Below are 22,851 nucleotides of genomic sequence, written 5' to 3'. Positions count from 1 at the left end.
GGGCGTTGCGTTGCCCGCGCCGCTCGACGCATTCGCGTGGCACGTCGCCCATACGTTGCTCGACGTGCTCGCGCTCGGCCTGCAGGGGTTGACGGGGCCGCGCTGGACGCTCTGGTGGTTGCCGCAACCCGCTGCATGGGCGCTTGCCGCGGCGGCGGTCGGCGTGCTCTGGTGCCTCGCGCCACGCGGCTGGCCGCTGCGCTGGGTCGCGCCGCTGACGTGGCTGCCGTTGCTGATGCCCAGCGCGGACGGCGCGCTTGCCGCGCCGGCGGGCGCGTTCCGTCTGACGGCGCTCGACGTGGGGCAGGGCGCGTCGATCCTCGTGCAAACCGCGCATCACGCATTGCTGTTCGATGCCGGGCCGGGCGCGGAATCGACACACGCGGGCGAGCGCGTGGTCGTGCCGTTCCTGCAGGCACAGGGCGTGACGACGCTCGACACGCTGATCGTCAGCCACGCCGATTCCGATCATGCGGGTGGCGTGCCTGCCGTGCTCGATGCGATCGAGGTGCGTCAGATGGTGGGCTCGCTCGCGCCGGACAATGCGCTGTGGCCGTACGCGCAGCGGCACGGCGCGCGGACGCTGCCGTGCGCGGCCGGGCAGCGCTGGCAATGGGACGGCGTCGAATTCGCGATACTGTGGCCGGATGCCGGGCCCGCGAGCGGCAAGAACAACGATCGTTGCTGCGTGCTCAGGGTCAGCACGTTGCCGCGCGCGGGGCTCGCCGCGACATCGCGCGCTCGCGCGGAGACGGCGCGTTTCGCGGCCCTGCTGACCGCCGACATCGAGGCGCCGGTCGAGCGCACGCTGCTCGCGCGCGATCGCGGCGCCTTGCGCGCCCAGGTGCTGATGGCGCCGCATCATGGCAGCAGGACCTCGTCGACCGAGCCGTTCCTCGACTCTATCGAGCCGTCCATCGCGCTATTTCAGGTAGGCTACGAAAATCGTTTTCATCATCCGAATGCGGGCGTGTTCGAGCGCTACGAGGCACGCCATATCGAACTCGGGCGCAGCGATCGGGACGGCGCGGTGCGGGTGGACGTCGATCCCGGCGCGGACGGCCCCGCGCTCACGCTCGAGCGCTATCGCGAGACGCGGCGGCGCTACTGGATGGCGCGTTGAGCGCGCGAGACGCCTGTCAAAGGCGCACGCAAAAAACAGAAACGGAGATAGCCGCAGTTGAAAAACATCATTCATTTCTCTCATGCGAACGGCTTTCCGGCTTCCACCTACCGGACGATTTTCGCCGAACTTTCCGACGACTACGAGGTGCGCTTCATCGAGCGTATCGGCCATGACACGCGCTTTCCGGTCACGCAGGACTGGCCGCATCTGGTCGAGCAGTTGCTCGAAGACATCGGCCGCGCGTACGAGCAGCCGGTATGGCTCGTCGGACATTCGCTGGGCGGCTATCTGTCGCTGATGGCCGCGCTGAAAAAGCCGCAGTGGGTGAGGGGCGTGGTGATGCTCGACTCGCCGGTGATCGCCGGCTGGCGCAGCAGCATGCTACGCGTCTCGCAATGGACCGGGCTCGACGAACGGCTCTCGCCGGCCGCCGCGACGCGCACCCGGCGCACGCAGTGGGCAAGCCGCGACGAAGCGTGGCGGCACTTCCATTCGAAGCCGGCGTTCGCGCGCTGGGACGAGCGCATGCTGTCCGACTACATCGACTTCGGCATTCCGCAGAGCGCGCCGGACGGCACGCGCGCGCTCGCATTCGACCGCCGCACCGAATACCGGATTTACCGCACGCTGCCGCACACGCTTGGCGCGCGGCTCGCGCACGGCGCGCCGGTGCCGGTCGGTTTCATCGCCGGCACGCGCTCGAAGGAAATCCGCCAGGCCGGTCTCGATGCGACGCGCCGCGCGACCGGCGGCCACCTTGAGTGGATCGAAGGCAGCCATCTGTATCCGATGGAGCGGCCGATCGAAACGGCGCGCGCGGTGCAGCGGATGTTGCGCGAACTGGAGCGGCTTGCCTGAGGCGCTGCGCGTGCGACTTGCGTGGCAAATGGCGGCGCTGGGTTGCACGCGAGGAGGGGGCGGCGCGCGCCGGGCCGGTCGTTTTTTGCTGGGTCGGGACTATCCTTTACGGTATAATCCGTTTTTCCCGCGAGCATCCAGCGATGACCAAATATGTTTTCGTCACCGGCGGCGTAGTTTCTTCCCTCGGCAAGGGTATTGCCGCCGCTTCCCTCGCCGCGATCCTCGAATCGCGCGGTCTCAAAGTCACCCTCCTCAAACTCGATCCGTACATCAACGTCGACCCCGGCACGATGAGCCCGTTTCAGCACGGCGAAGTGTTCGTGACGGAAGACGGAGCGGAAACCGACCTCGACCTCGGCCACTACGAGCGCTTCATCAGCACGAAGATGCGCAAGGCCAACAACTTCACCACGGGCCAGATTTACGAATCGGTGATCCGCAAGGAACGCCGCGGCGATTATCTCGGCAAGACGGTGCAGGTCATCCCGCACATCACGAACGAAATCCAGGCATTCGTCGAGCGCGGCGCGGCTTCCGCGACGTGCGGCGAGCCCGATGTCGCGATCGTCGAAGTGGGCGGCACGGTGGGCGACATCGAATCGCTGCCGTTCCTCGAAGCCGCGCGTCAGATGAGCTTGCGCCTCGGCCGCAACAGCGCGTGCTTCGTGCACCTGACGCTCGTGCCCTGGGTTGCCACGGCCGGCGAACTGAAGACCAAGCCCACCCAGCACAGCGTGCAGAAGCTGCGCGAAATCGGCATCTCGCCGCACGTGCTGCTGTGCCGTGCCGACCGTCCGATTCCGGACGACGAGCGCGCGAAGATCTCGCTGTTCTCTAACGTGCCCGAAGACGCGGTGATTTCGGTGTGGGACGCGGACAGCATCTACAAGATTCCGCAGATGCTGCACGACCAGGGGCTCGACGCGATCATCTGCGAAGAGCTCAGGCTCACGCCGAAGGCCGCGGACCTCGCGATGTGGTCCGACCTCGTCGAGAAGCTGCAGAATCCGAAGCACGAAGTGACGATCGGCATGGTCGGCAAGTACGTCGATCTGACCGAGTCGTACAAGTCGCTGATCGAAGCGCTGCGCCATGCGTCGATGCACACGTCGACGCGCGTGAACATCGAGTACATCGACTCCGAAGAGATCGAGACGCAAGGCGTCGAGAGCCTCAGGCATCTCGACGCGGTGCTCGTGCCGGGCGGCTTCGGCCGGCGCGGCACCGAGGGCAAGATCGCCGCGATCCGCTATGCGCGCGAAGCGAAGGTGCCGTATCTCGGCATCTGCCTCGGCATGCAGCTTGCCGTGATCGAATTCGCCCGCGACGTGGTCGGCCTGAAGGACGCGAACAGCACCGAGTTCGATCAGGAAACGAAGAACCGCGTGGTCGCGCTGATCACCGAGTGGTACGACCGCGAAGGCCGCGTCGAGAAGCGCACCGAAGAGTCGGACCTCGGCGGCACCATGCGCCTCGGTTCGCAGCGCTGCCCGATCAAGCCCGGCACGATGGCCGAGGAAATCTACGGCCGCGACGTGAACGAGCGCCATCGCCACCGTTATGAAGTCAATAACCGTTTCGTGCCCCAACTCGAAGCCGGCGGCCTCATCATTAGCGCCCGTACGCCGAGCGAGGATCTGCCGGAAATGATGGAATTGCCGCGCAGCATGCACCCGTGGTTCGTCGGCGTGCAGTTCCACCCGGAATTCACATCCACGCCGCGCGATGGCCACCCGCTGTTCAAGTCGTTCGTCGAGGCGGCGCTGGCGCATCAGCAGTCGCGCACCGCGAACGCAGTCAGGGAGAAAGCATGAAGCTGGGCGATTTCGAAATCGGTCTCGACAAGCCGTTTTTCCTGATCGCCGGTACCTGTGTCGTCGAATCGGAACAGATGACGATCGACACGGCCGGCCGCCTCAAGGAAATCTGCGCGAAGCTGAACATTCCGTTCATCTACAAATCGTCGTACGACAAGGCCAACCGCAGCAGCGGCAAGTCGTTCCGCGGTCTGGGCATGGACGAAGGTTTGCGCATCCTGTCGGAAGTGAAGCGTCAGCTCGGCCTGCCGGTGCTGACCGACGTTCACGCCGAACACGAAATCGAACAGGTCGCGTCGGTTGTCGACGTGCTGCAAACGCCGGCGTTCCTGTGCCGGCAAACGGACTTCATTCACGCCTGCGCGCGCTCGGGCAAGCCGGTCAATATCAAGAAGGGCCAGTTTCTCGCGCCGCACGACATGAAGAACGTGATCGACAAGGCGCGCGACGCCGCGCGCGAAGCGGGTCTGTCGGAAGACCGCTTCATGGCGTGCGAGCGCGGCGTGTCGTTCGGCTATAACAACCTCGTGTCGGACATGCGTTCGCTCGCGATCATGCGCGAGACCAACGCGCCGGTCGTGTTCGACGCGACGCACTCGGTGCAGTTGCCGGGCGGCCAGGGCACGAGCTCGGGCGGCCAGCGCGAATTCGTGCCGGTGCTCGCGCGTGCCGCGGTCGCGGTGGGCGTTGCGGGTCTCTTCATGGAAACGCATCCGAACCCGGCGCAGGCGAAGTCGGACGGGCCGAACGCGGTGCCGCTCAAGCGCATGGCCGATCTGCTCGAGACGCTCGTCACGCTCGACCAGGCCGTCAAGCGCGGGCCGTTCCTCGAAAGCGATTTCAACTGATTCAGGCATGCGCCGCGTGTCGCGATTTTCACGATCCACCTCGATAATCGGCGCGCGGCGTTTTCGCATAATGGCCGTCGAACGTATCGGCGCGCGAGTTGTCTGTCGGGGAGACCGGCGGGTGCTTTGCAGGGGACAGGAGTCGGCACTTAAGCGCCAACTCCGGATCGGCAGCGCGATACAGTGTCACAGTAAAGAATTCAACGTCATTTCTTTGAGGAAACCATGAGTGCTATCGTAGACATCATCGGTCGAGAGATTCTCGATTCGCGAGGCAACCCCACCGTCGAATGCGACGTGCTGCTCGAATCGGGCACGATGGGCCGCGCAGCGGTGCCGTCGGGCGCGTCGACCGGCTCGCGCGAAGCGATCGAACTGCGCGACGGCGAAGCCGGCCGTTACGGCGGCAAGGGCGTGCTGAAGGCCGTCGAGCACATCAACACTGAAATCTCCGAAGCGATCATGGGCCTCGACGCTTCCGAACAGGCTTTCCTCGACAAGACGCTGCTCGAACTCGACGGCACCGACAACAAGTCGCGCCTCGGCGCGAACGCGATGCTGGCCGTGTCGATGGCCGTCGCGAAGGCCGCCGCTGAAGAAGCCGGCCTGCCGCTGTATCGCTACTTCGGCGGCTCGGGCGCGATGCAACTGCCGGTGCCGATGATGAACATCGTCAACGGCGGCGCGCACGCGAACAACAGCCTCGACATCCAGGAATTCATGATCGTGCCGGTCAGCCAGCCGACCTTCCGCGAAGCACTGCGCTGCGGCGCCGAAGTGTTCCACGCGCTGAAGAAGATCCTGTCGGATCGCGGCATGAGCACGGCCGTCGGCGACGAAGGCGGCTTCGCACCGAACTTCGGCAGTAACGAGGAATGCTTGTCCACGATCCTGCAGGCGATCGAGAAAGCAGGCTATCGCGCCGGTGAAGACGTGCTGCTCGCGCTCGACTGCGCGGCGAGCGAGTTCTACCACGACGGCAAGTACCAGCTGGCGGGCGAAGGCCTGCAACTGTCGTCGACGGAATTCGCGGACTACCTCGCGAACCTCGCCGACAAGTTCCCGATCGTGTCGATCGAAGACGGCATGCACGAAGGCGACTGGGAAGGCTGGAAGGTGCTGACCGACAAGCTCGGCAAGAAGGTGCAACTGGTCGGCGACGACCTGTTCGTGACCAACACGCGCATCCTTAAGGAAGGCATCGAGAAGGGCATCGCGAACTCGATCCTCATCAAGATCAACCAGATCGGCACGCTGACGGAAACCTTTGCGGCGATCGAGATGGCGAAGCGCGCGGGCTACACGGCCGTGATCTCGCACCGCTCGGGCGAAACCGAAGATTCGACGATCGCCGATATCGCGGTGGGTCTCAACGCGGGCCAGATCAAGACCGGTTCGCTGTCGCGTTCGGACCGTATCTCGAAGTACAACCAGCTGCTGCGCATCGAGGAAGATCTCGGCGATATCGCGAGCTACCCGGGCAAGTCGGCGTTCTACAATCTGCGCTAAACAGCAGCTTGTTCGCGCTGATCGATGAGACGGTTATCCTTCGTTTCTGATTGACCTCGCCGCCCTGCGTATAGCGCAGGGCGGCGCGTATTTATTGTGCTTACTTCATGCGGCTTGTCACTGCTGTCCTGATCGTTCTGCTGGCGCTGATCCAGTACCCGCTCTGGTGGGGGCATGGCGGCTGGCTGCGCGTGCATGAGTTGCAAGGGCAACTCGCGCAGCAACTGCAAAAGAATGCCGACGCGAAGGTGCGCAACGAGCGCATTCAGGGCGAGGTGCAGGATCTGCAGAACGGCACGGCCGCGGTCGAAGAGCGGGCGCGCTACGAGATGGGCATGGTCAAGGACGGCGAGGTGTTCGTGCAGTTCGTGTCGCCGAACCAGCCGTTGCCGGCATCGAACGGTCCGTCGGTGAATACGTCGACGCGCGGCGAGGTATCGGCCGCGCCGCTGCACGTGGTGCCGAATCCGGAGTCGCGCGCGAAGCCGGATCGCAAGCGTGGCGGGAAGACGGTAGCGAAGGAGAAGAAGCCGGCGCATTGAAGTTGGATGCGTTGTCCCGGCCTGGTGGGCTCTCAACGGGCTCAATGGGCTCGGCTGAGTCAGTCACGAAGGACGCAAAAAAAGCGCGGTTCATTTTGAACCGCGCTTTTTTATTGCCCTGTTCCTTTGTACTGTCGCCGTCGATCCTACCAACCCCAGTACGGCCCGAAGCCGACGCCAATGCCTGTGCCCCATCCGCGCCGTCCCCAACTGCCGGTCGAAAAGCCGCCGGTCACGGTGATGGGCGGCGCTGGCGAGCCATAGCGCGACCACGCCTGAGCGGCGGCTTCTGCGGCCATCGACTGATTCTGCTCGTACATGACCTGGCGATCGATCGCGTCATAGCGCGCACGCTCTTCCGGTGTCAGCGTTTGACCGGTGCCGGCCGCTGGGGCCTGATCGGACGGCAGGCGGCTCAGAATCGGCATTGGGCCAGGCGGGTCGATCGTGCAGCCGGCGAGTGCGGCGCTACCCGCGACCATGGCCAGTACGGTCAACGTGCGCGCATGACGTATCAGCAAAAGAGGGGGCTTCATGTTCGAATCTCCATCGGTTCGACGCGTTGGCGGGCGAGGCCGACATGTGCCGTGAGCGGCGCGAATGGTTCAACGCACATTCACCACGGCGATCAGGCTCGGCGGTCAGAAAGGCCGCGGCCGGAGAAAGCCAGTGCGCCGCCCGAGCCATGACGGCAGTGGGCGGCGCGGTGGCGGCTGCCGTTATGAAAAGCGACGAAGCACCTATCACGCACGGCAGCCAGGGCAAGCTCGGACGTTCACGCAACCTGCCCAGGCACGCGCTGCCGCCTCAGTGCCGCTGATCGGTAGCCGGCGTCACGCCTTGTGAAAGTCCGCTTGCCACGAAAAGTTGCGCGACGTCGACCGGGTCGAACTCGTAGCGCTGGTTGCAGAACTCGCAGTGAATCTCGACGTGGCCGCGTTCTTCGATCACGCCGTCCACTTCGTCGCGGCCGAGCATCTTCAGCATCGCGCCGACCTTTTCGCGCGAGCACGTGCATTCGAAGCGCGTCGTGACCGGCTCGAAATGCAGCACGTTTTCCTGCCAGAAGAGCCGGCGGAAAACCGTCTCCGGTTCTTCCTTCAGCAGTTCGTCCTGCGACAGCGTGCCGCCGAGCGTGCAGACGCGCTCCCACGTGTCCGCATCGAGCTGGCCCGGATGCGGGACGATGCCGCCGTCGCCGGGCAGCTTCTGCAACAGCATGCCGACCGCGCGCTCGGTGTTCGCCGCGAGCCACATGCGCGTGTCGAGCTGCTCCGAGTGATGCATGTAGTGTTCGAGCACCTCGGCGATCGACTTGAGCGGCCCGTCGACGCCCGAGAGCGGCACGATGCTCTGGTACGGCTGCTGGCCGGGCTGTTTGTCGGCCGGGTCGAGCGTGATGACGCAGCGGCCGTGGCCGCTCGCGTTGACGAGATCGACGAGCGAGGTCGTGTCTTCGAGCGCCGGGCCGTTCTCGCCCGAGAGCTTCGCGGTGGCGCGCATCGTCAGGTTCGAACTGCACTGCACGACCAGCATCTTGACCGGGCCATCGCCGAAAATCTGCATGACGAGCGTGCCGTCGAACTTCAGGTTCGCCGACAGCAGCGCGCACGCGGCCATCATTTCGCCCAGGATCGTTCGCACGGGCGCCGGATAATCGCGCCGCGTCAATACTTCCTGCCACGTATTGCGCAACGAAACGATCTCGCCGCGCACCGGCGCCGCGCTGAACATGAATTTTTGCAACTGGTCGCTCACAACTTTTCCTCGATGGAGTGACGCGGCGCGATGCCGCGTCATTGCGCACCGCGCGCGCCGGCCGTCTAGCCGATGCGCACGAGCTGCGCCTTGAAATACTCGCGGCGCTCGACATAACTTGCCGCGCCGCGCCGCATGTTGGCGATATCCGCTTCCGTCAGTTCGCGCACGACCTTGGCGGGCGCGCCGAGAATCAGCGTATTGTCGGGAAACACCTTGCCCTCGGTGACGACGGCACCCGCTCCGACCAGACAGTTGCGGCCGATCACCGCGCCATTCAAGACCACGGCCTGAATGCCGATCAGCGAACCTTCCTTGATCGTGCAGCCGTGCAGCATGACCTGGTGGCCGATCGTCACGTTCGGCTCGACCGTCAGCGGATAGCCGGGGTCGGTGTGCAGCACCGCGCTTTCCTGCACGTTGCTGCCGGCGCCGATCGTGATCGGCTCGTTGTCGCCGCGCAGCGTCGCGCCGAACCACACGCTCGCGTTTTCCTCGAGCGTCACGTTGCCGATGATGTTCGCCGAATCCGCGACGAACACGCTTTCATGGATGTTCGGGGCGGCTTCGCCCAGCTTGTAAATCGTCACAATGTCTCCTGTTGATCGGTCGCCGCATGCGGCGCCTGGCCGCTGTCGCGCGTTGCCGGCCTGACTTCGCGGGCCTGACGGACGCGCCCGCAGGCGCGCCGGATGGTCGAATCGGGTATTGTAAACGGTTGTGTGGCCGGGCCGCTCGGTGCGCGCGCCAAGGTGCGCGCTTGCGATTTCGCGGTGATTGCCGGCGAGAACGTGGGAGAAGCGGCGCCGTGGTGTCCGGTTCGTCGCCGCATGGGCTTGTTGTGCGTAGCGGTTACGCATGGCCACTCGTCGCGTGGGCCGCATGCCGTGGCGCTTCTGCGCGTTTTGTCGCGCGTTGGCGGTACGAGCGGGGCTCGACTTGGCCACGTTTACCGCAGCGTCTCCGGCCGCTTTATCCGTTGCCTCAGTTGATTTCGTTGCCGATCCGCTTCCCATGACGTCCGCCGCTTCGCCTGTTTCATCCATGTCCTGCGCATCGGATTCCCGCGACGAGCCTTCGTGCGCGCGCCGTGTTGCGCTCGCCGCCTTGCGCGACAGCGATCCGGCCATCAAGGCGGATGCGGCTCGCGCACTGTATGCCGCTGTGCTCGACGGTCGCGCCGTCTGTCACGCCGATCTCGAACTGACCGAGCCGGCCGGCCTGCCGGGCCGTCCCGTGCGGCCCGAACTCGTCGAGCCGCGCCAGCTCGGCCGGCGCAGCATGCAGTCGCCGCAGGGCCGCGCGGTGTTGCTGCATGCGCTCGCGCACATCGAGTTCAACGCGATCAATCTCGCGCTCGACGCCGTATGGCGCTTCTCCGGCATGCCCGCCGGGTTCTATGCCGACTGGCTCAAGGTCGCCGCCGAAGAGGCCTATCACTACTCGCTGCTCGCCGCGCGGCTCGCCGAATACGGCCATGCCTACGGCGACTTCCCGGCGCACGGCGGCCTGTGGGACATGTGCGAGCGCACCCGCGGCGACGTGCTCGCGCGCATGGCGCTGGTGCCGCGCACGCTCGAAGCGCGCGGCCTCGACGCCTCGCCGCCGATTCGCGCGCGTTTGCAGCAGGCGGGCGATCAGGCGTCGGCGGCGATTCTCGACGTGATCCTGCGCGACGAGATCGGCCACGTGCTGATCGGCAACCGCTGGTTCCGCCACCTGTGCGGGGCGCACGGGCTCGATCCGCACGAGACCTATCAGCGTCTCGCCGATCAGTACCACGCGCCGAAGTTACGCGGTCCGTTCAATTTCGAAGCGCGTCGCGACGCCGGTTTCGATGAAGCCGAACTCGCCGCGCTCGCGGGGCTCGACGCGCAGCCGCAGCCGCAGCCGCAGCCGCAGCCGCAGCCGCAACCGCAACCGCAGGGGCCGACGCCGGACCCGACCGACGCGGACGACCGAACACCGCTTCGATAATCGCTCTCCCCGTATCAGCCGGCGGTCTCTATAATCGAACGATCATTCTTTTTTGTGGGTGCGCCGCTCATGAATACTTCCCGCTCCGAGTTCGTCGCCGTGCGCGGCGTCCGTCTGCACGTGCGGCGTTGGGGCCGTCCCGACGCGCCGATCCTGTTCATGCTGCATGGCTGGATGGACGTGGGGGCCTCGTTCCAGTTCGTCGTCGAGGCGCTCGGCGGCGACTGGCAGGTGATCGCGCCCGACATGCGCGGCTTCGGCCTGTCCGACTGGCCGGTTGCCGAGCGCGGCGGCGGCAGCTACTGGATTCAGGACTATCTCGGCGATCTCGACGCGCTCGTCGACCACTACGCGCCAAAAGGCGAGGTCAATCTGGTCGGCCACAGCATGGGCGCGAACATCGTGTGCGTGTACGCGGGCGTGCGGCCGGAGCGCGTGCGGCGCGTGGTCGATCTCGAAGGTTTCGGGCTCGCGCCGTCGCATCCGGCGCAGGCGCCCAGGCGCTTGCTCAACTGGCTCGACGAACTGCGCGATCCACTGCAACTGAGGCGCTATGCGTCGCTCGACGAGGTGGCCGCGCGCCTCACCAAAACCAATCCGCGGCTCGATCCGCGGCGCGCGAAGTTTCTCGCGCGGCACTGGTCGAAGCCGGATGGCGAAGGGCGCTTCATGCTGCTCGCCGACCCCGCGCACAAGGTGCGCGGGCCGACGCTGTATCGCCTCGACGAGGTGATGGCCGTATGGCGCAAGGTGAGGGCGAGGGTGCTGCACGTCGAGGCCGCCGGGTCGCCGACGCTCGCGCAGATCGCCGGCGAGATTCCGCTCGACGAATTCAAGGCGCGTTTTCAGGCGTTTCCCGACTGGCGCGAGAAGATCATCGACGAGGCCGGGCACATGGTGCATCACGACCAGCCGGAGCAGATCGCGGCGCTGATCGAGGGGTTTTGCGCTTAGGCGGCTTTATTAGGCGGCTTCATTGCGAAGGTCTGGAGAGGTTTTAGGGGGGGCGGCGTTTGTTGCCAGTGTTGGGCCGTCTGCGCGCAGGCGCGCTTGCCTGTATTCGAGCTTCTATCCGCGCCCGCAACCGAGCCCGCGGCCCGTATCCGCCGTGACGCGGCGCGGCACGCGTCCGGCGCCGGCGCATGCAGCAAGTGCCGGCAGCAAGCGTGCACAGCAAGCGCCCGCAGCCGCCACCGCAAGATAGCCCTGCGGGCCCTTACTGCGTTGCAGTAAAATGGCTGGAGAATCTCTCCAGGACCACGATGAACGCCGATCTTCACTGCCACTCCACCGTTTCCGACGGCCAGTTCGCGCCGGCCGACGTCGCGCGCCGCGCGCACGCGAACGGCGTGACGCTGTGGGCGCTCACCGATCACGACGAAGTCGGCGGTCAGCACGAAGCGCGCGCCACCTCCGAAGCGCTCGGTATGCGCTATCTGAGCGGCGTCGAGATTTCGGTCACATGGGCGGGGCGCACCGTGCATATCGTCGGGCTCGGTATCGATCCGACCAGCCGGATTCTGATCGACGGTCTCGCGCGCACGCGCGACGGCCGTGCCGCGCGCGCCGAGGCGATCGGCGAGCAGCTGGCCGTGCTCGGCATTCCCGGCGCGTACGAGGGCGCGCTCGAATACGTCTCGAATCCCGACATGATGTCGCGCACGCACTTCGCGCGCTTCATGGTCGAGCACGGCCACTGCGGCACTACGCAGGAAGTGTTCGACCGCTATCTCGGCGACGGCAAGCCGGCCTACGTCGCGCACCGCTGGGCGAAACTCGCCGACGCGGTGGGCTGGATCCAGGCCGCGGGCGGCGAGGCGATCGTCGCGCATCCGGGTCGCTACGCGTATTCACCGCTCGAATTCGACGCGTTTTTCGCCGAATTCATCGATCTCGGCGGCAAGGCGATCGAGGTCGTCACGGGCAGCCACACGCCCGACCAGTATCGCGAATACGCGGACGTGGCGCGCCGCTTCGGCTTCGAGGCCTCGCGCGGGTCCGATTTCCACGCGCCCGGCGAGGGCCGCATCGAACTCGGCGCGCTGCCGCCGCTGCCCGCCGATCTCAAGCCTGTCTGGGAACGCTGGCTGTGACCGCGCGCCGTGCCATGACGGCACGTCACGCGCGCGGGCTGGCCCGATCAGGCGAGCGCGTGCGCACCAGCCTCCTGGCGGCGCCGTGCCATGCGGATGCCTCTTCGAGGCATTGCATTCCGCGGGCCAGCCGTCCTCCATTCGCAGGGCACGTGCGATCCGTTTGCCGCATGCCAGCCGCAGCCGTTCATCCGCCGTCATCGTGAACCACCATGTCCCAATACTTCCGGCTTCATCCCGACAATCCGCAGCCGCGCCTCGTCAAGCAGGCCGTGCAGATCATCAACGACGGCGGCGTGGTCGCGTTGCCGACCGATTCGACCTATGCGCTCGCCTGCCATCTCGACGACAAGGATGCGGTCGAGCGTCTGCGGCGCATTCGCGGGCTCGATGAAAAGCAGTTGCTGTCGCTGCTCGTGCGCGATCTGTCGGAGCTCGCCAATTTCGCGATGGTGGACAATCGGCAGTACCGGCTGCTCAAATCGGTGACGCCGGGCCCGTACGTGTTCGTGCTGCAGGCGACGAAGGAAGTGCCGCGGCGCGTCTCGCATCCGTCGCGCAAGACGATCGGCCTGCGCGTGCCGGATCATGCGATCACGCTCGCGATTCTCGAGGAACTCGGTCAGCCGCTGCTCGGCTCGACGCTGATCATGCCCGACGAAACCGAGCCGCTGAACGATCCCGAGGACATTCGCGCGCGGCTCGAAAAGCAGCTTGATCTCGTGATCGACGGCGGCCCTTGCGTATGCGAGCCGTCCACCGTGATCGACCTGACCGGCGCGGAGCCCGTACTGGTGCGGGCAGGGCGGGGTTCGCTCGCGCCGTTCGGCCTCGCGGAAGCGGCATGAGCGAAAGCGGGCAGACGCGCGCAAGCGCATTGTTACAATAACGGCATATGGATTCTTCCCTGATACAGACCGTCGCGGTCTACGCGCTTCCGGTTATTTTCGCGATCACGCTGCACGAAGCGGCGCACGGCTACGTCGCGCGCTGGCTCGGCGACAACACCGCCTACGTACTCGGCCGCGTGTCGCTGAACCCGATGCGCCATATCGATCCGCTCGGCACGATCGCGATTCCGCTCCTGCTCTATTTCGCGACGAGCGGCGCGTTCATGTTCGGCTACGCGAAGCCGGTGCCGGTCGCGTTCGGCAATCTGCGCAATCCGCGCTGGGGCAGCCTGTGGGTCGCGGCGGCCGGTCCCGTGTGCAACTTCATCCAGGCGCTGGCGTGGGGCGTGTTCGGCGTCGTGCTCGCGGTGCTCAATATCGACGAACCGTTTTTCACGCGCATGGCCGGCGCGGGCGTCGGCGTGAATCTCGTGCTCGGCGTGCTGAACCTCTTTCCGCTGCCGCCGCTCGACGGCGGCCGCGTGCTGATGGCGCTGTTGCCGCCGAAGCAGGCGATTTCGCTCGCGCGGCTCGAACCGTACGGCTTTTTCATCGTCATGGCGCTCGTCATGACGGGCACGCTCACGCGTTTCTGGTTAAAGCCGCTCGTCACGCTCGGCTATAGCGCGATTACCGCAATTCTGACTCCACTTGTTTCGCTTTTTTAAATAACCATGTTCCCAGACCGTATCTTCTCCGGCATGCGGCCCACCGGGTCGCTGCACCTCGGCCACTATCACGGCGTACTGAAAAACTGGGTGCGGCTGCAGTCCGAGTACCCGTGCTTCTTCTGCGTGGTCGACTGGCACGCGCTGACGACCCACTACGAAACGCCCGAAGTGATCGAAAAGAACGTCTGGGACGTGCTGGTCGACTGGCTCGCTTCCGGCATCGATCCGGCCCAGGCAACGCTGTTCATCCAGAGCAAGGTGCCCGAGCATGCCGAGCTCGCGCTGCTGCTCGGCATGAGCACGCCACTCGGCTGGCTCGAACGTGTGCCGACCTACAAGGAGCAGATGGAAAAGCTCAAGGACAAGGACCTGTCCACCTACGGCTTCCTTGGCTACCCGGTGCTGATGGCGGCCGACATTCTGCTGTATCGCGGCTCGCTCGTGCCGGTCGGCGAAGACCAGGTGCCGCACGTCGAAATGACGCGCGAAATCGCGCGCCGCTTCAACTACCTGTACGGCCGCGAGCCGGGTTTCGAGGAAAAGGCCAACGAGGCCGCGAAGAAGCTCGGCGGCAAGCGCTCGAAGCTCTATCACGAGCTGCGCAACGCGTATCAGCAGGAAGGCGACGACGAGGCGCTCGAACGCGCGCGGGCGCTGCTGCAGGAATCGCAGAGCCTGTCGATGAGCGATCGAGAGCGTCTGTTCGGCTATCTCGAAGGCTCGCGCAAGATCATCCTCGTCGAGCCGCAGGCCATGCTGACCGAAGCGTCGCGCATGCCGGGTCTCGACGGCCAGAAGATGTCGAAGTCGTACGGCAACACGATCGGCCTGCGCGAAGACGCGGAAACGATCACGAAGAAAGTCCGCACGATGCCGACCGACCCGGCGCGCGTGCGCCGCACCGATCCAGGCGATCCGGACAAATGCCCGGTGTGGCAACTGCACCAGGTCTACACCGACGAAGCGACGCACGAGTGGGTGCAGAAGGGCTGCCGCTCGGCGGGCATCGGCTGTCTCGACTGCAAGCAGCCGGTTATCGAAGGCATTCTGCGCGAGCAGCAGCCGATGCTCGAGCGCGCGCAGAAGTACATGGACGACCCCTCGCTGCTGCGTGCGATCGTCGCCGACGGTTGCGACAAGGCGCGCCGCTTCGCGACGGAAACGATGCGCGACGTCCGCGAGGCGATGGGGCTGTCGTACAACTGATGGGCCATCGAGCTACCGCCGCGCAGCAATGAGCACACCCACTGCCGCCGGCATGCACGGCCTCGGTGAAGCGTCGCGCTGGGTGCGCGACTGGGCGCATCTGGTCGCGCCGGGTGGCGCGGTGCTCGACGTCGCCTCGGGCGCGGGGCGTCATGCGCGGTTTTTCGCGTCGCGCGGGCATCCGGTGACGGCGCTCGACCGCGACGCGGCCGCGCTCGGCATGTTGCGCGACGCGCCGCTCGTCACCCCGCTCGTGACCGACCTCGAAGGCGCGCCGTGGCCGCTTGCCGACACCGCCGGATTTGCTGCGGTCGTCGTGACGAACTATCTGCACCGGCCGCTTTTCCCATCCCTTCTGCGCGCGCTCGCGCCGGGCGGCGTACTGGTTTACGAGACCTTCGCGCAAGGCAACGAAAGCGTCGGCAAACCGTCCAACCCGGCGTTTCTACTGGCGCCGGGCGAGCTTCTCGAGAGGGTGCGCGGCCAGTTGCGGGTAGTCGCATTTCAGGATGGATTTCTCGCGGAACCGCGCCCGGCCTACGTTCAGCGCATCTGCGCGATTCGCGAGCCGGCGCCCGCGCATGATCCCCCCCAGGCAACAGCCCCGCCTTGTTACGAGTTGGCGGGCTAATCCGCTACAATCGCGGTTTACCTGATCATATTCATGGCTTTTCATGACTAACGGCAACCAGAGCGGCGCCAACGGCGGCGTGCAGATTCGCGGCAGCATTCCTGCCATCATCACCCCGATGTTCGAAGACGGCAGCCTCGATCTGCCGGCGTTCCGAAAACTGGTCGACTGGCACGTCGCGGAAGGGACGGACGCGCTCGTCGTGGTCGGCACGAGCGGCGAATCGGCCACACTGTCGGTCGAAGAGCACGTGCTCATGGTCAAGACCGCGGTCGAGCACTGCGCGGGCCGCATTCCGGTGATCGCTGGCGCGGGTGCCAATTCGACGTCCGAGGCGATCGAACTGACGCGGCATGCGAAGGACGTCGGTGCCGACGCGACGCTGCAGGTCGTGCCGTATTACAACAAGCCGACGCAGGAAGGCATCTACCGCCATTTCGCGAAGATCGCCGAAACCGTCGACCTGCCGGTGATCCTCTACAACGTGCCGGGCCGCACCGTTGCCGACATGAGCAACGAGACCATCCTGCGCTGTGCGCAGGTGCCGGGCATCGTCGGCGTGAAGGAAGCGACCGGCAACATCGACCGCGCCGCGCATCTGATCAAGGCGGCGCCGGCCCACTTCGGCATCTATAGCGGCGACGATCCCACCGCGATCGCGCTGATGCTGCTCGGCGGCCACGGCAATATCTCGGTCACGGCCAACGTCGCGCCGCGCGCCATGAGCGATCTGTGCAAGGCCGCGCTCGCCGCGGATGCGAAGACCGCGCGCGAAATTCATCTGAAACTGCTGTCGCTGCACAAGTACCTGTTCGCCGAGGCGAATCCGATTCCGACGAAATGGGCGCTGCAGCAACTCGGGCGTGTGCAGGGCGGTATCCGTTTGCCGCTTACGCCGCTCGACGCGCAATACCACGATGTGGTGCGCGGCGCGCTGCGCGAAGCGGGCCTGCTAGGTTAAGCGGGCCGGCCCGACAGTTCGCCCGTATCTACGCCAGGCCGCCACCGGCATTTCCTTAACCGACGTCGCTTCAGCCCACGTTCCCGGCAGATCGAACGAGGCATCGCGTTCCAGCATCACGAAGGACCTCATGAAACGTTCCGCACTTTCCCTCCACGCAACCCGCATGGCGGCGCTGGCGCTTGCCCTGACGACGCTCGCCGGCTGTGACACGCTGAACGACTGGTTCGCTTCCGATCGCGTCAACTACAAGACGACGTCGAGTGCGCCGCCGCTCGCCGTGCCGAGCGATCTGAGCAGCACGCCGACCGACCAGCGCTATGTGGCGCCGCCCGCCAATCTGGCGCTGGGCGGTGCGACCGCACGCGCGGTGACGGCGGCTGGCAATACGACCGAAGGCCAGCCGAATGCGCAGGACCCGCTCGGCATGCACATCGAGCGCGACGGCGACCGCCGCTGGCTGGTCGTCGACGGCCGCTCGCCGGAGCAGCTGTGGCCGCAACTGCAGGAGTTCTGGCAGGAAAACGGCTTCGTGCTGAAGACCGACGCACCGGCAACCGGCATCATGGCGACCGACTGGGCTGAAAACCGCGCAAACATTCCCGACGACTGGTTCCGCCGCACGGTGGGCAAGGTCATCGACTTCGCGTATTCGTCGGGCACCCGCGACAGCTTCCGTACGCTCGTCTCGCGCGGGCCGGGCGGTGCCACCGATATCTCGATCACGCATAGCGCGATGGAAGAAGTGCTGACGGGGCAGGACAAGACGTCGTCGCGCTGGGAAGAGCGTCCGCGCGATCCGGCGCTCGAAGCGATGTTTCTCGCCAAGCTGATGCAGAAGTTCGGCCTGACCGAGGCGCAGTCGAAGCAACTGCTGACCGACGCGCACCCGGCCGTGGCGCCGGCTACGATCGAGCAGAGCGCGGGCGCGTCGACGCTCGATCTGCAGGAGTCGTTCGACCGTGCATGGTTGCGCGTGGGCCTGGCGCTCGACCGCACCAACTTCACCGTCGACAACCGCGATCGCGAAAAGGGCATCTACTACGTGCGCTACGCGGATTCGATGCAGGAGCTGAAGCGGGAAGGGCTGTTCGGCAAGCTGTTCTATAGCGGCAATTCGGCGCGCAAGCCGGGTCAGGAATTCCTCGTCAACGTGCGCGCGAAGGGCGATACGGTGACGCAGGTCGCGGTGGTGGACGCGAACGGGCAGATCGACACCTCGTCGGACGCGCAGCGCATCGTGTCGCTGCTGCACGCGCAGTTGAACTAGGCGGGCCGTGCGGTTCGCCAGTCTTGGCAGCGGCAGTGAGGGCAACGCGCTGCTGGTGGAAGCGCAAAGCGGCGTGACCACTACGCGCGTGTTGCTCGATTGCGGTTTTTCCGCGCGTGAAGTCGAACGGCGTCTGACGCGGCTCGGTGCGAGCGTCGAAGGTCTCGACGCGATTCTTATCACGCATGAGCATAGCGACCATATCGGCAGCGCGCTGACGCTGGCCCGCAAGTGGTCGATTCCGTTGTACATGAGCTGGGGCACCGCGCGCGCGGTCGGTGCCGACGAAGCCGATGTCGATCTGCAGGTGCTGTGGGGCGACGAGGCGGTGACGATCGGCGACCTCAGCGTTCTTCCTTATACCGTTCCTCACGACGCCCGCGAGCCGCTGCAATACGTGTTCTCGAATGGTGCGAGCCGGCTCGGCGTGCTGACCGACGTCGGGACGTCCACGCCGCATATCAGCGCGGTGCTGAGCGGCTGCGACGCGCTCGTGCTCGAATGCAATCACGATGTGCAGATGCTGGCGGGCAGCCGCTACCCGGCGTCACTGAAGGCGCGTATCGGCGGCAATCATGGGCATCTGAACAATGACGCGGCGGCCGACATCCTGGCCTCGCTCGATCGTTCCCGCCTGCGGCACCTCGTTGCCGCGCACCTGAGTCAGCAGAACAATCTGCCGGAGTTGGCGCAGGCCGCGCTGGCTGGCGTGCTCGGCGCGGTGTCCACTGACGTGGTCGTCGCCTCGCAAAGTGATGGCTTTGCGTGGCTTTCGGTTTGACGCGATTCCGTTTGCCTTGACGCGTACATTTATTGTCGCGTGCGACGCAATGAAAAAAGCCCATAACGAGCAAACGTCATGGGCTTTTCTTTTGAGCGCGGCACCTGAAGAGCGCGCCGCGCGATCAGTCGGACTTAATTGCGGTTGCCGCCGAAAATGCCGAGCAGCGCGAGCAGGTTGACGAACACGTTGTACAGATCCAGGTAGATCGCGAGCGTGGCGGTGATGTAGTTCGTTTCGCCGCCGTTCACGACGCGCTGCACGTCGAACATGATGTAGGCGGAGAAGATCACGATGGCCATGACCGAAACCGTCAGCATCAGCGCCGGCAGTTGCAGGAACATGTTCGCGACCGACGCGAGCAGGATCACGATCACGCCCATGAAGAGCCACTTGCCGAGCCCGGAGAAGTCGCGCTTGCTGACCGTGGCGATGGTTGCCATCGCCGCGAAGATCACACCAGTGCCACCGAACGCGAGCATGATCAGCGACGGGCCGTTCGAGAAACCGAGCACGAACGCGAGGATGCGCGACAGCATCAGGCCCATGAAGAACGTGAAGCCGAGCAGCACGAACACGCCGGCGGCGCTGTCCTTGGTGCGCTGGATCGCGAACATGAAGCCGAAGGCAATCGCGAAGAACGCCAGCATGCTCATAGCGGGGCTAGTGGCGGCGAACAGCGAGAAGCCCGTGGCGAGACCGACCCATGCGCCGAGTACGGTCGGAATCATCGACAGCGCGAGCAGCCAGTAGGTGTTCCGTAGCACGCGGTTGCGCGTTTCGGCCGTGGTCACCGCGCCGTTGCGGCCAAACATATACGGATGTTCGTTCATGGTCTCTCCTTACCTCAGAAGCGTGTTGCGTAATGGGCGATGCGGGATGATGCGGCAATTCGCGAAGCGCCGGCGGACATCCGTTGCGCGGGGCGCGCCGCATTCATTCCTAAGATTAGCGCGGCGGCCGGGAGTTTCAATACCCCGGACTTCGCGCACAGGCTTACGCTACCAGTATTTTGAACCCTTCGGGTGGATTCTTTCAATACTGTAAGGGTTCAATGCAATCATACACGGGAACATGCTACAATAGCGGATTCATTTAAATCTGTAACCTCTTAATTTTTTGGAGTTTTTATGGCGATCGAACGCACCCTGTCGATTATCAAGCCGGACGCAGTGGCGAAGAACGTGATCGGTCAGATCTACACCCGCTTCGAAAACGCTGGTTTGAAGATCGTGGCATCGCGCATGGTTCATCTGTCGCGTGCCGACGCCGAGAAGTTCTACGCCGTGCATGCCGCACGTCCGTTCTTCAAGGATCTCGTCGAGTTCATGATTTCGGGCCCGGTCGTCGTGCAAGCGCTGGAAGGCGAAAATGCGATCCTGAAGCATCGCGATCTGATGGGTGCAACGGACCCGAAGAAGGCGGAAAAGGGTACGATCCGCGCCGACTTCGCCGACAGCATCGACGCTAACGCAGTGCACGGTTCGGACGCAGCGGAAACGGCTGCTGTCGAAATCGCATTCTTCTTCCCGCAAGTCAACGTCTACTCGCGTTAAGCGCCGCGCGCTCGAGCTAGGTGTTCGCTTCGGGCGTCCAGGCGCGAACGGGCGCCTGCAGGCGTGTTTGAAGCGGTTTCTCGCGTCGCGCGGTTCGTGCAGCCGAACAGTTTTATCGCACGAATCGCACGCGGGGCCCGGCAAAGTAGTAAGGTAAAAGCAGCAGGAATGGGCGCGAACGGCATTGCGTTCATGCAGCTTGTTGCATGAACGCAGTCTCGCACTGAAATGGCAGGATTCGATATGACGAGCAGTCCCACCGTCAACCTTCTCGACCTCGACGCCCAAGGGCTTGTCGCCTATTGCGACAGCCTGGGCGAGAAACCGTTTCGCGCCAAACAGTTGCAGCGCTGGATTCATCAATACAACGCTGCCGACTTCGACGGCATGACCGATCTGGCGAAGTCCTTGCGCGAAAAGCTCAAGGGGCGCGCCACGATCTCGATGCCCGGCATCGTCAGCGACCATGTTTCGACCGATGGCACACGCAAGTGGCTCATCGACGTCGGCAACGGCAATGCCGTTGAAACCGTGTATATCCCCGAAGAAACGCGCGGCACGCTGTGTGTGTCGTCGCAAGCCGGGTGCGCGGTCAACTGCCGGTTCTGCTCGACCGGCAAGCAGGGGTTCTCCCGCAATCTCACCACCGGCGAAATCATCGGCCAGTTGCGCATGGCCGAGTTTGCGCTGCGCGCGTCGCGCGGCGATGCGGCCGGTCGCGCAATGGGCGGCGACAGCAAGGGCGAGCGTGTCGTCACGAACGTCGTGATGATGGGCATGGGCGAGCCGCTGCTCAATTACGACGCGGTCGTGCCGGCCATGCGCCTGATGCTCGACGACAACGCATACGGCCTGTCGCGCCGGCGCGTGACGCTGTCCACCTCGGGCGTCGTGCCAATGATGGACAGGCTCGGCGCCGATCTGCCGGTGGCGCTCGCGGTGTCGCTGCACGCGCCCAACGATCCGTTGCGCGACATGCTGGTGCCGCTGAACAAAAAGTATCCGTTGCGCGAATTGATGGCGGCGTGCGAACGCTATCTGAAGGTCGCGCCGCGCGATTTCATTACGTTCGAATATTGCATGCTCGACGGCGTGAACGACAGCGAGGCGCATGCACGCGAATTGCTGGCGGTTACGCGCAACGTGCCGTGCAAATTCAATCTGATCCCGTTCAATCCGTTCCCCGAATCGGGCCTCGTTCGCTCGAAGCCGGAACAGATCAAGCGGTTTGCGCAAGTGTTGATGGACGCGGGTGTCGTCACGACAGTGCGCAAGACTCGCGGCGACGATATCGATGCTGCCTGCGGTCAGCTGGCCGGTGCGGTGAAGGACCGCACGCGTCTTGCTGAGCGTTCCGGGAAGGCGGCGAAGGTGATCGAGGTTCGCGCCGTGTAAGCATCCGGGGCGGAATGGCGCCGGCGTTCGCGCGGAAACCCCTGCGAGCGAGGAAAGGCCCCCATGCCGCCCTCGGCTGAAAAGAAAGTTTGCAGAATCGATCGGAAGCGGCGCACGAAGCCGCGCATTTTGTTATAAACGGTCTGCGATTTGGACGTGAGGCTCGAGCCCGTCCGGTTGCACGAGTAAAAAGAATCGACGCGAAAGGATTTGGGATGAGTGAGCCGCAGCACCCGCAGCCGCACGAAACAGACACGAACGAAGGCCACCCGGCACCTGTTGCGCGGGCGGCGGTGCAGCCCGCCGTGCAACCGGCGCTCGATTCGTTGGCGGCCGTTGGCGCGCGCTTGACCCAATTGCGTGAATCGAAGAGCTGGACGATCGAAGACGTGTCGGCGCGGCTGAAAGTGTCGGTCGTCAAGCTCGGCGCGCTCGAAGCGGGCGACATCAGCCATTTGCCGGACACGACGTTCGCGCTTGGCGTGGTGCGCAGCTATGCGAAGATGCTCGGCGCCGATCCGGCGCCGTTCACGGCGGCGCTGCGTCGCGAGAAGGGTGTGCCGGCGCCGAATCTGTCGATGCCGGCGTCCTCGGGCAAGGACCTGCCGCGCGGCAAGGTTTCGTTAACACTGGGTGACAGTGGTCACAAGAGCCGTTCATGGCTGTGGGGAATCGCGGCGATCGTCGTTGCGGTCATCGCGCTGGGCATGTGGCGCACCAACGTCGGCGATTCGTCCGCGTGGCTCGCGCGTCTGAAAGCGAGCGCGAGCGGTTCAGCGAGTAACGAGACCGGCGCATCGGACGCTGTGGCGCAAGGCCAGGTGCCCGCGCAGGACGCCGCGTCGGCGCCGGAAGCGGCCGCCACCGCCGAAAACCCGGCGAGTGCCGACAATGCGGCTTCGGGTACGCCGATGCCCGCGCCGCTCGCCACCGGTACGACGCCGTCTTCGGCGCCGGCC

23 protein-coding genes are annotated in these 22,851 nt (G+C 65.1%); 19 read left to right on the top strand and 4 right to left on the bottom strand.

Annotated elements, in window-relative coordinates; translation table 11 throughout:
* From GXB81_RS24730 to ftsB, 6 genes are all read left to right on the top strand, one after another.
* A partial coding sequence (locus GXB81_RS24730; protein ID WP_205990577.1) for a ComEC/Rec2 family competence protein occupies positions 1 to 1,123 on the top strand: 1,123 nt, incomplete at its 5' end.
* A 57-nt stretch (positions 1,124 to 1,180) separates the two neighbouring features.
* Positions 1,181 to 1,984 carry an alpha/beta hydrolase gene (locus GXB81_RS24725; protein WP_167049909.1) on the top strand — a complete coding sequence of 268 codons (804 nt, stop codon included), beginning with the start codon at positions 1,181 to 1,183 and terminating at the stop codon, positions 1,982 to 1,984.
* 143 nt (positions 1,985 to 2,127) lie between these two features.
* Positions 2,128 to 3,801, top strand: coding sequence for a CTP synthase (locus GXB81_RS24720; RefSeq protein WP_167049911.1), 1,674 nt, complete (start codon positions 2,128 to 2,130; stop codon positions 3,799 to 3,801).
* Complete coding sequence (gene kdsA / locus GXB81_RS24715) at positions 3,798 to 4,652, top strand: 3-deoxy-8-phosphooctulonate synthase (RefSeq protein ID WP_167049913.1); 855 nt, start codon at positions 3,798 to 3,800, stop codon at positions 4,650 to 4,652. Before GXB81_RS24720 ends, kdsA begins: the two co-directional genes overlap by 4 nt.
* 225 nt (positions 4,653 to 4,877) lie before the next feature.
* Positions 4,878 to 6,161, top strand: coding sequence for a phosphopyruvate hydratase (gene eno, locus GXB81_RS24710; protein ID WP_075301327.1), 1,284 nt, complete (start codon positions 4,878 to 4,880; stop codon positions 6,159 to 6,161).
* A 107-nt stretch (positions 6,162 to 6,268) separates the two neighbouring features.
* Positions 6,269 to 6,703 carry a cell division protein FtsB gene (gene ftsB, locus GXB81_RS24705; protein ID WP_167049915.1) on the top strand — a complete coding sequence of 145 codons (435 nt, stop codon included), beginning with the start codon at positions 6,269 to 6,271 and terminating at the stop codon, positions 6,701 to 6,703.
* A 146-nt stretch (positions 6,704 to 6,849) separates the two neighbouring features.
* Here the strand turns inward: ftsB and GXB81_RS24700 are convergent, their stop codons facing one another.
* The 3 genes from GXB81_RS24700 to GXB81_RS24690 all read right to left on the bottom strand — a co-directional run bounded on the left by GXB81_RS24700 (position 6,850) and on the right by GXB81_RS24690 (position 9,051).
* Entirely contained in the window at positions 6,850 to 7,239 is a 390-nt protein-coding gene (locus GXB81_RS24700; RefSeq protein WP_205990576.1) for a hypothetical protein, read from the bottom strand.
* A 271-nt stretch (positions 7,240 to 7,510) separates the two neighbouring features.
* A complete protein-coding gene (hslO, locus tag GXB81_RS24695; RefSeq protein WP_167049917.1) occupies positions 7,511 to 8,461 on the bottom strand; it encodes an Hsp33 family molecular chaperone HslO in 951 nt (316 codons plus the stop codon).
* A 65-nt stretch (positions 8,462 to 8,526) separates the two neighbouring features.
* Positions 8,527 to 9,051, bottom strand: coding sequence for a gamma carbonic anhydrase family protein (locus GXB81_RS24690; RefSeq protein ID WP_167049920.1), 525 nt, complete (start codon positions 9,049 to 9,051; stop codon positions 8,527 to 8,529).
* A gap of 454 nt (positions 9,052 to 9,505) precedes the next feature.
* On the opposite strand from GXB81_RS24690, the gene GXB81_RS24685 reads away from it, so the two are divergent.
* The 10 genes from GXB81_RS24685 to GXB81_RS24640 all read left to right on the top strand — a co-directional run bounded on the left by GXB81_RS24685 (position 9,506) and on the right by GXB81_RS24640 (position 18,941).
* Entirely contained in the window at positions 9,506 to 10,438 is a 933-nt protein-coding gene (locus GXB81_RS24685; RefSeq protein ID WP_241016501.1) for a ferritin-like domain-containing protein, read from the top strand.
* Positions 10,439 to 10,507: 69 nt separating this feature from the next.
* Positions 10,508 to 11,392 carry an alpha/beta hydrolase gene (locus GXB81_RS24680; protein WP_205990574.1) on the top strand — a complete coding sequence of 295 codons (885 nt, stop codon included), beginning with the start codon at positions 10,508 to 10,510 and terminating at the stop codon, positions 11,390 to 11,392.
* Positions 11,393 to 11,700: 308 nt separating this feature from the next.
* On the top strand, positions 11,701 to 12,531 hold the full coding sequence (locus GXB81_RS24675) for a 3',5'-nucleoside bisphosphate phosphatase (RefSeq protein WP_167285659.1): 831 nt from the start codon (positions 11,701 to 11,703) through the stop codon (positions 12,529 to 12,531).
* A 212-nt stretch (positions 12,532 to 12,743) separates the two neighbouring features.
* Complete coding sequence (locus GXB81_RS24670) at positions 12,744 to 13,379, top strand: L-threonylcarbamoyladenylate synthase (RefSeq protein WP_167049926.1); 636 nt, start codon at positions 12,744 to 12,746, stop codon at positions 13,377 to 13,379.
* A gap of 47 nt (positions 13,380 to 13,426) precedes the next feature.
* Positions 13,427 to 14,089, top strand: coding sequence for a site-2 protease family protein (locus GXB81_RS24665; RefSeq protein WP_167049928.1), 663 nt, complete (start codon positions 13,427 to 13,429; stop codon positions 14,087 to 14,089).
* Positions 14,090 to 14,095: 6 nt separating this feature from the next.
* The gene (locus GXB81_RS24660; RefSeq protein ID WP_167049930.1) at positions 14,096 to 15,298 is read left to right on the top strand and encodes a tryptophan--tRNA ligase; all 1,203 of its coding nucleotides are present in this window, start codon (positions 14,096 to 14,098) and stop codon (positions 15,296 to 15,298) included.
* A 28-nt stretch (positions 15,299 to 15,326) separates the two neighbouring features.
* The gene (locus GXB81_RS24655; RefSeq protein WP_205990573.1) at positions 15,327 to 15,929 is read left to right on the top strand and encodes a class I SAM-dependent methyltransferase; all 603 of its coding nucleotides are present in this window, start codon (positions 15,327 to 15,329) and stop codon (positions 15,927 to 15,929) included.
* Positions 15,930 to 15,972: 43 nt separating this feature from the next.
* Positions 15,973 to 16,890, top strand: a complete 918-nt coding sequence (gene dapA / locus GXB81_RS24650; RefSeq protein ID WP_167049932.1) for a 4-hydroxy-tetrahydrodipicolinate synthase — start codon at positions 15,973 to 15,975, stop codon at positions 16,888 to 16,890.
* 130 nt (positions 16,891 to 17,020) lie between these two features.
* A complete protein-coding gene (bamC, locus tag GXB81_RS24645) occupies positions 17,021 to 18,160 on the top strand; it encodes an outer membrane protein assembly factor BamC (protein WP_167049934.1) in 1,140 nt (379 codons plus the stop codon).
* A 7-nt stretch (positions 18,161 to 18,167) separates the two neighbouring features.
* Positions 18,168 to 18,941 carry an MBL fold metallo-hydrolase gene (locus GXB81_RS24640; RefSeq protein WP_167049936.1) on the top strand — a complete coding sequence of 258 codons (774 nt, stop codon included), beginning with the start codon at positions 18,168 to 18,170 and terminating at the stop codon, positions 18,939 to 18,941.
* 134 nt (positions 18,942 to 19,075) lie between these two features.
* Here the strand turns inward: GXB81_RS24640 and GXB81_RS24635 are convergent, their stop codons facing one another.
* Entirely contained in the window at positions 19,076 to 19,774 is a 699-nt protein-coding gene (locus GXB81_RS24635) for a Bax inhibitor-1/YccA family protein (RefSeq protein WP_205990572.1), read from the bottom strand.
* A gap of 297 nt (positions 19,775 to 20,071) precedes the next feature.
* On the opposite strand from GXB81_RS24635, the gene ndk reads away from it, so the two are divergent.
* The 3 genes from ndk to GXB81_RS24620 all read left to right on the top strand — a co-directional run.
* Positions 20,072 to 20,497 carry a nucleoside-diphosphate kinase gene (ndk, locus tag GXB81_RS24630; protein WP_042322811.1) on the top strand — a complete coding sequence of 142 codons (426 nt, stop codon included), beginning with the start codon at positions 20,072 to 20,074 and terminating at the stop codon, positions 20,495 to 20,497.
* 243 nt (positions 20,498 to 20,740) lie between these two features.
* Positions 20,741 to 21,892 carry a 23S rRNA (adenine(2503)-C(2))-methyltransferase RlmN gene (rlmN, locus tag GXB81_RS24625; RefSeq protein WP_205990571.1) on the top strand — a complete coding sequence of 384 codons (1,152 nt, stop codon included), beginning with the start codon at positions 20,741 to 20,743 and terminating at the stop codon, positions 21,890 to 21,892.
* A 215-nt stretch (positions 21,893 to 22,107) separates the two neighbouring features.
* A partial coding sequence (locus GXB81_RS24620; protein ID WP_205990570.1) for a helix-turn-helix domain-containing protein occupies positions 22,108 to 22,851 on the top strand: 744 nt, incomplete at its 3' end.

Source organism: Paraburkholderia sp. Ac-20336, from assembly GCF_017105025.1.
Classification (GTDB): domain Bacteria; phylum Pseudomonadota; class Gammaproteobacteria; order Burkholderiales; family Burkholderiaceae; genus Paraburkholderia.
This window is presented reverse-complemented; position numbering and strand designations above follow the sequence as displayed.

Bases quoted from the DNA above. Each gene is read 5' to 3' on its own strand.
- GXB81_RS24675 (WP_167285659.1), top strand. From the start codon at position 11,701: ATGAACGCCGATCTTCACTGCCACTCCACCGTTTCCGACGGCCAGTTC.
- ftsB (WP_167049915.1), top strand. From the start codon at position 6,269: ATGCGGCTTGTCACTGCTGTCCTGATCGTTCTGCTGGCGCTGATCCAG.
- GXB81_RS24680 (WP_205990574.1), top strand. From the start codon at position 10,508: ATGAATACTTCCCGCTCCGAGTTCGTCGCCGTGCGCGGCGTCCGTCTG.
- GXB81_RS24660 (WP_167049930.1), top strand. From the start codon at position 14,096: ATGTTCCCAGACCGTATCTTCTCCGGCATGCGGCCCACCGGGTCGCTG.
- eno (WP_075301327.1), top strand. From the start codon at position 4,878: ATGAGTGCTATCGTAGACATCATCGGTCGAGAGATTCTCGATTCGCGA.
- bamC (WP_167049934.1), top strand. From the start codon at position 17,021: ATGAAACGTTCCGCACTTTCCCTCCACGCAACCCGCATGGCGGCGCTG.
- dapA (WP_167049932.1), top strand. From the start codon at position 15,973: ATGACTAACGGCAACCAGAGCGGCGCCAACGGCGGCGTGCAGATTCGC.
- ndk (WP_042322811.1), top strand. From the start codon at position 20,072: ATGGCGATCGAACGCACCCTGTCGATTATCAAGCCGGACGCAGTGGCG.
- GXB81_RS24665 (WP_167049928.1), top strand. From the start codon at position 13,427: ATGGATTCTTCCCTGATACAGACCGTCGCGGTCTACGCGCTTCCGGTT.
- kdsA (WP_167049913.1), top strand. From the start codon at position 3,798: ATGAAGCTGGGCGATTTCGAAATCGGTCTCGACAAGCCGTTTTTCCTG.
- GXB81_RS24720 (WP_167049911.1), top strand. From the start codon at position 2,128: ATGACCAAATATGTTTTCGTCACCGGCGGCGTAGTTTCTTCCCTCGGC.
- GXB81_RS24670 (WP_167049926.1), top strand. From the start codon at position 12,744: ATGTCCCAATACTTCCGGCTTCATCCCGACAATCCGCAGCCGCGCCTC.
- rlmN (WP_205990571.1), top strand. From the start codon at position 20,741: ATGACGAGCAGTCCCACCGTCAACCTTCTCGACCTCGACGCCCAAGGG.
- GXB81_RS24685 (WP_241016501.1), top strand. From the start codon at position 9,506: ATGTCCTGCGCATCGGATTCCCGCGACGAGCCTTCGTGCGCGCGCCGT.
- GXB81_RS24635 (WP_205990572.1), bottom strand. From the start codon at position 19,774: ATGAACGAACATCCGTATATGTTTGGCCGCAACGGCGCGGTGACCACG.
- GXB81_RS24655 (WP_205990573.1), top strand. From the start codon at position 15,327: ATGAGCACACCCACTGCCGCCGGCATGCACGGCCTCGGTGAAGCGTCG.
- GXB81_RS24700 (WP_205990576.1), bottom strand. From the start codon at position 7,239: ATGAAGCCCCCTCTTTTGCTGATACGTCATGCGCGCACGTTGACCGTA.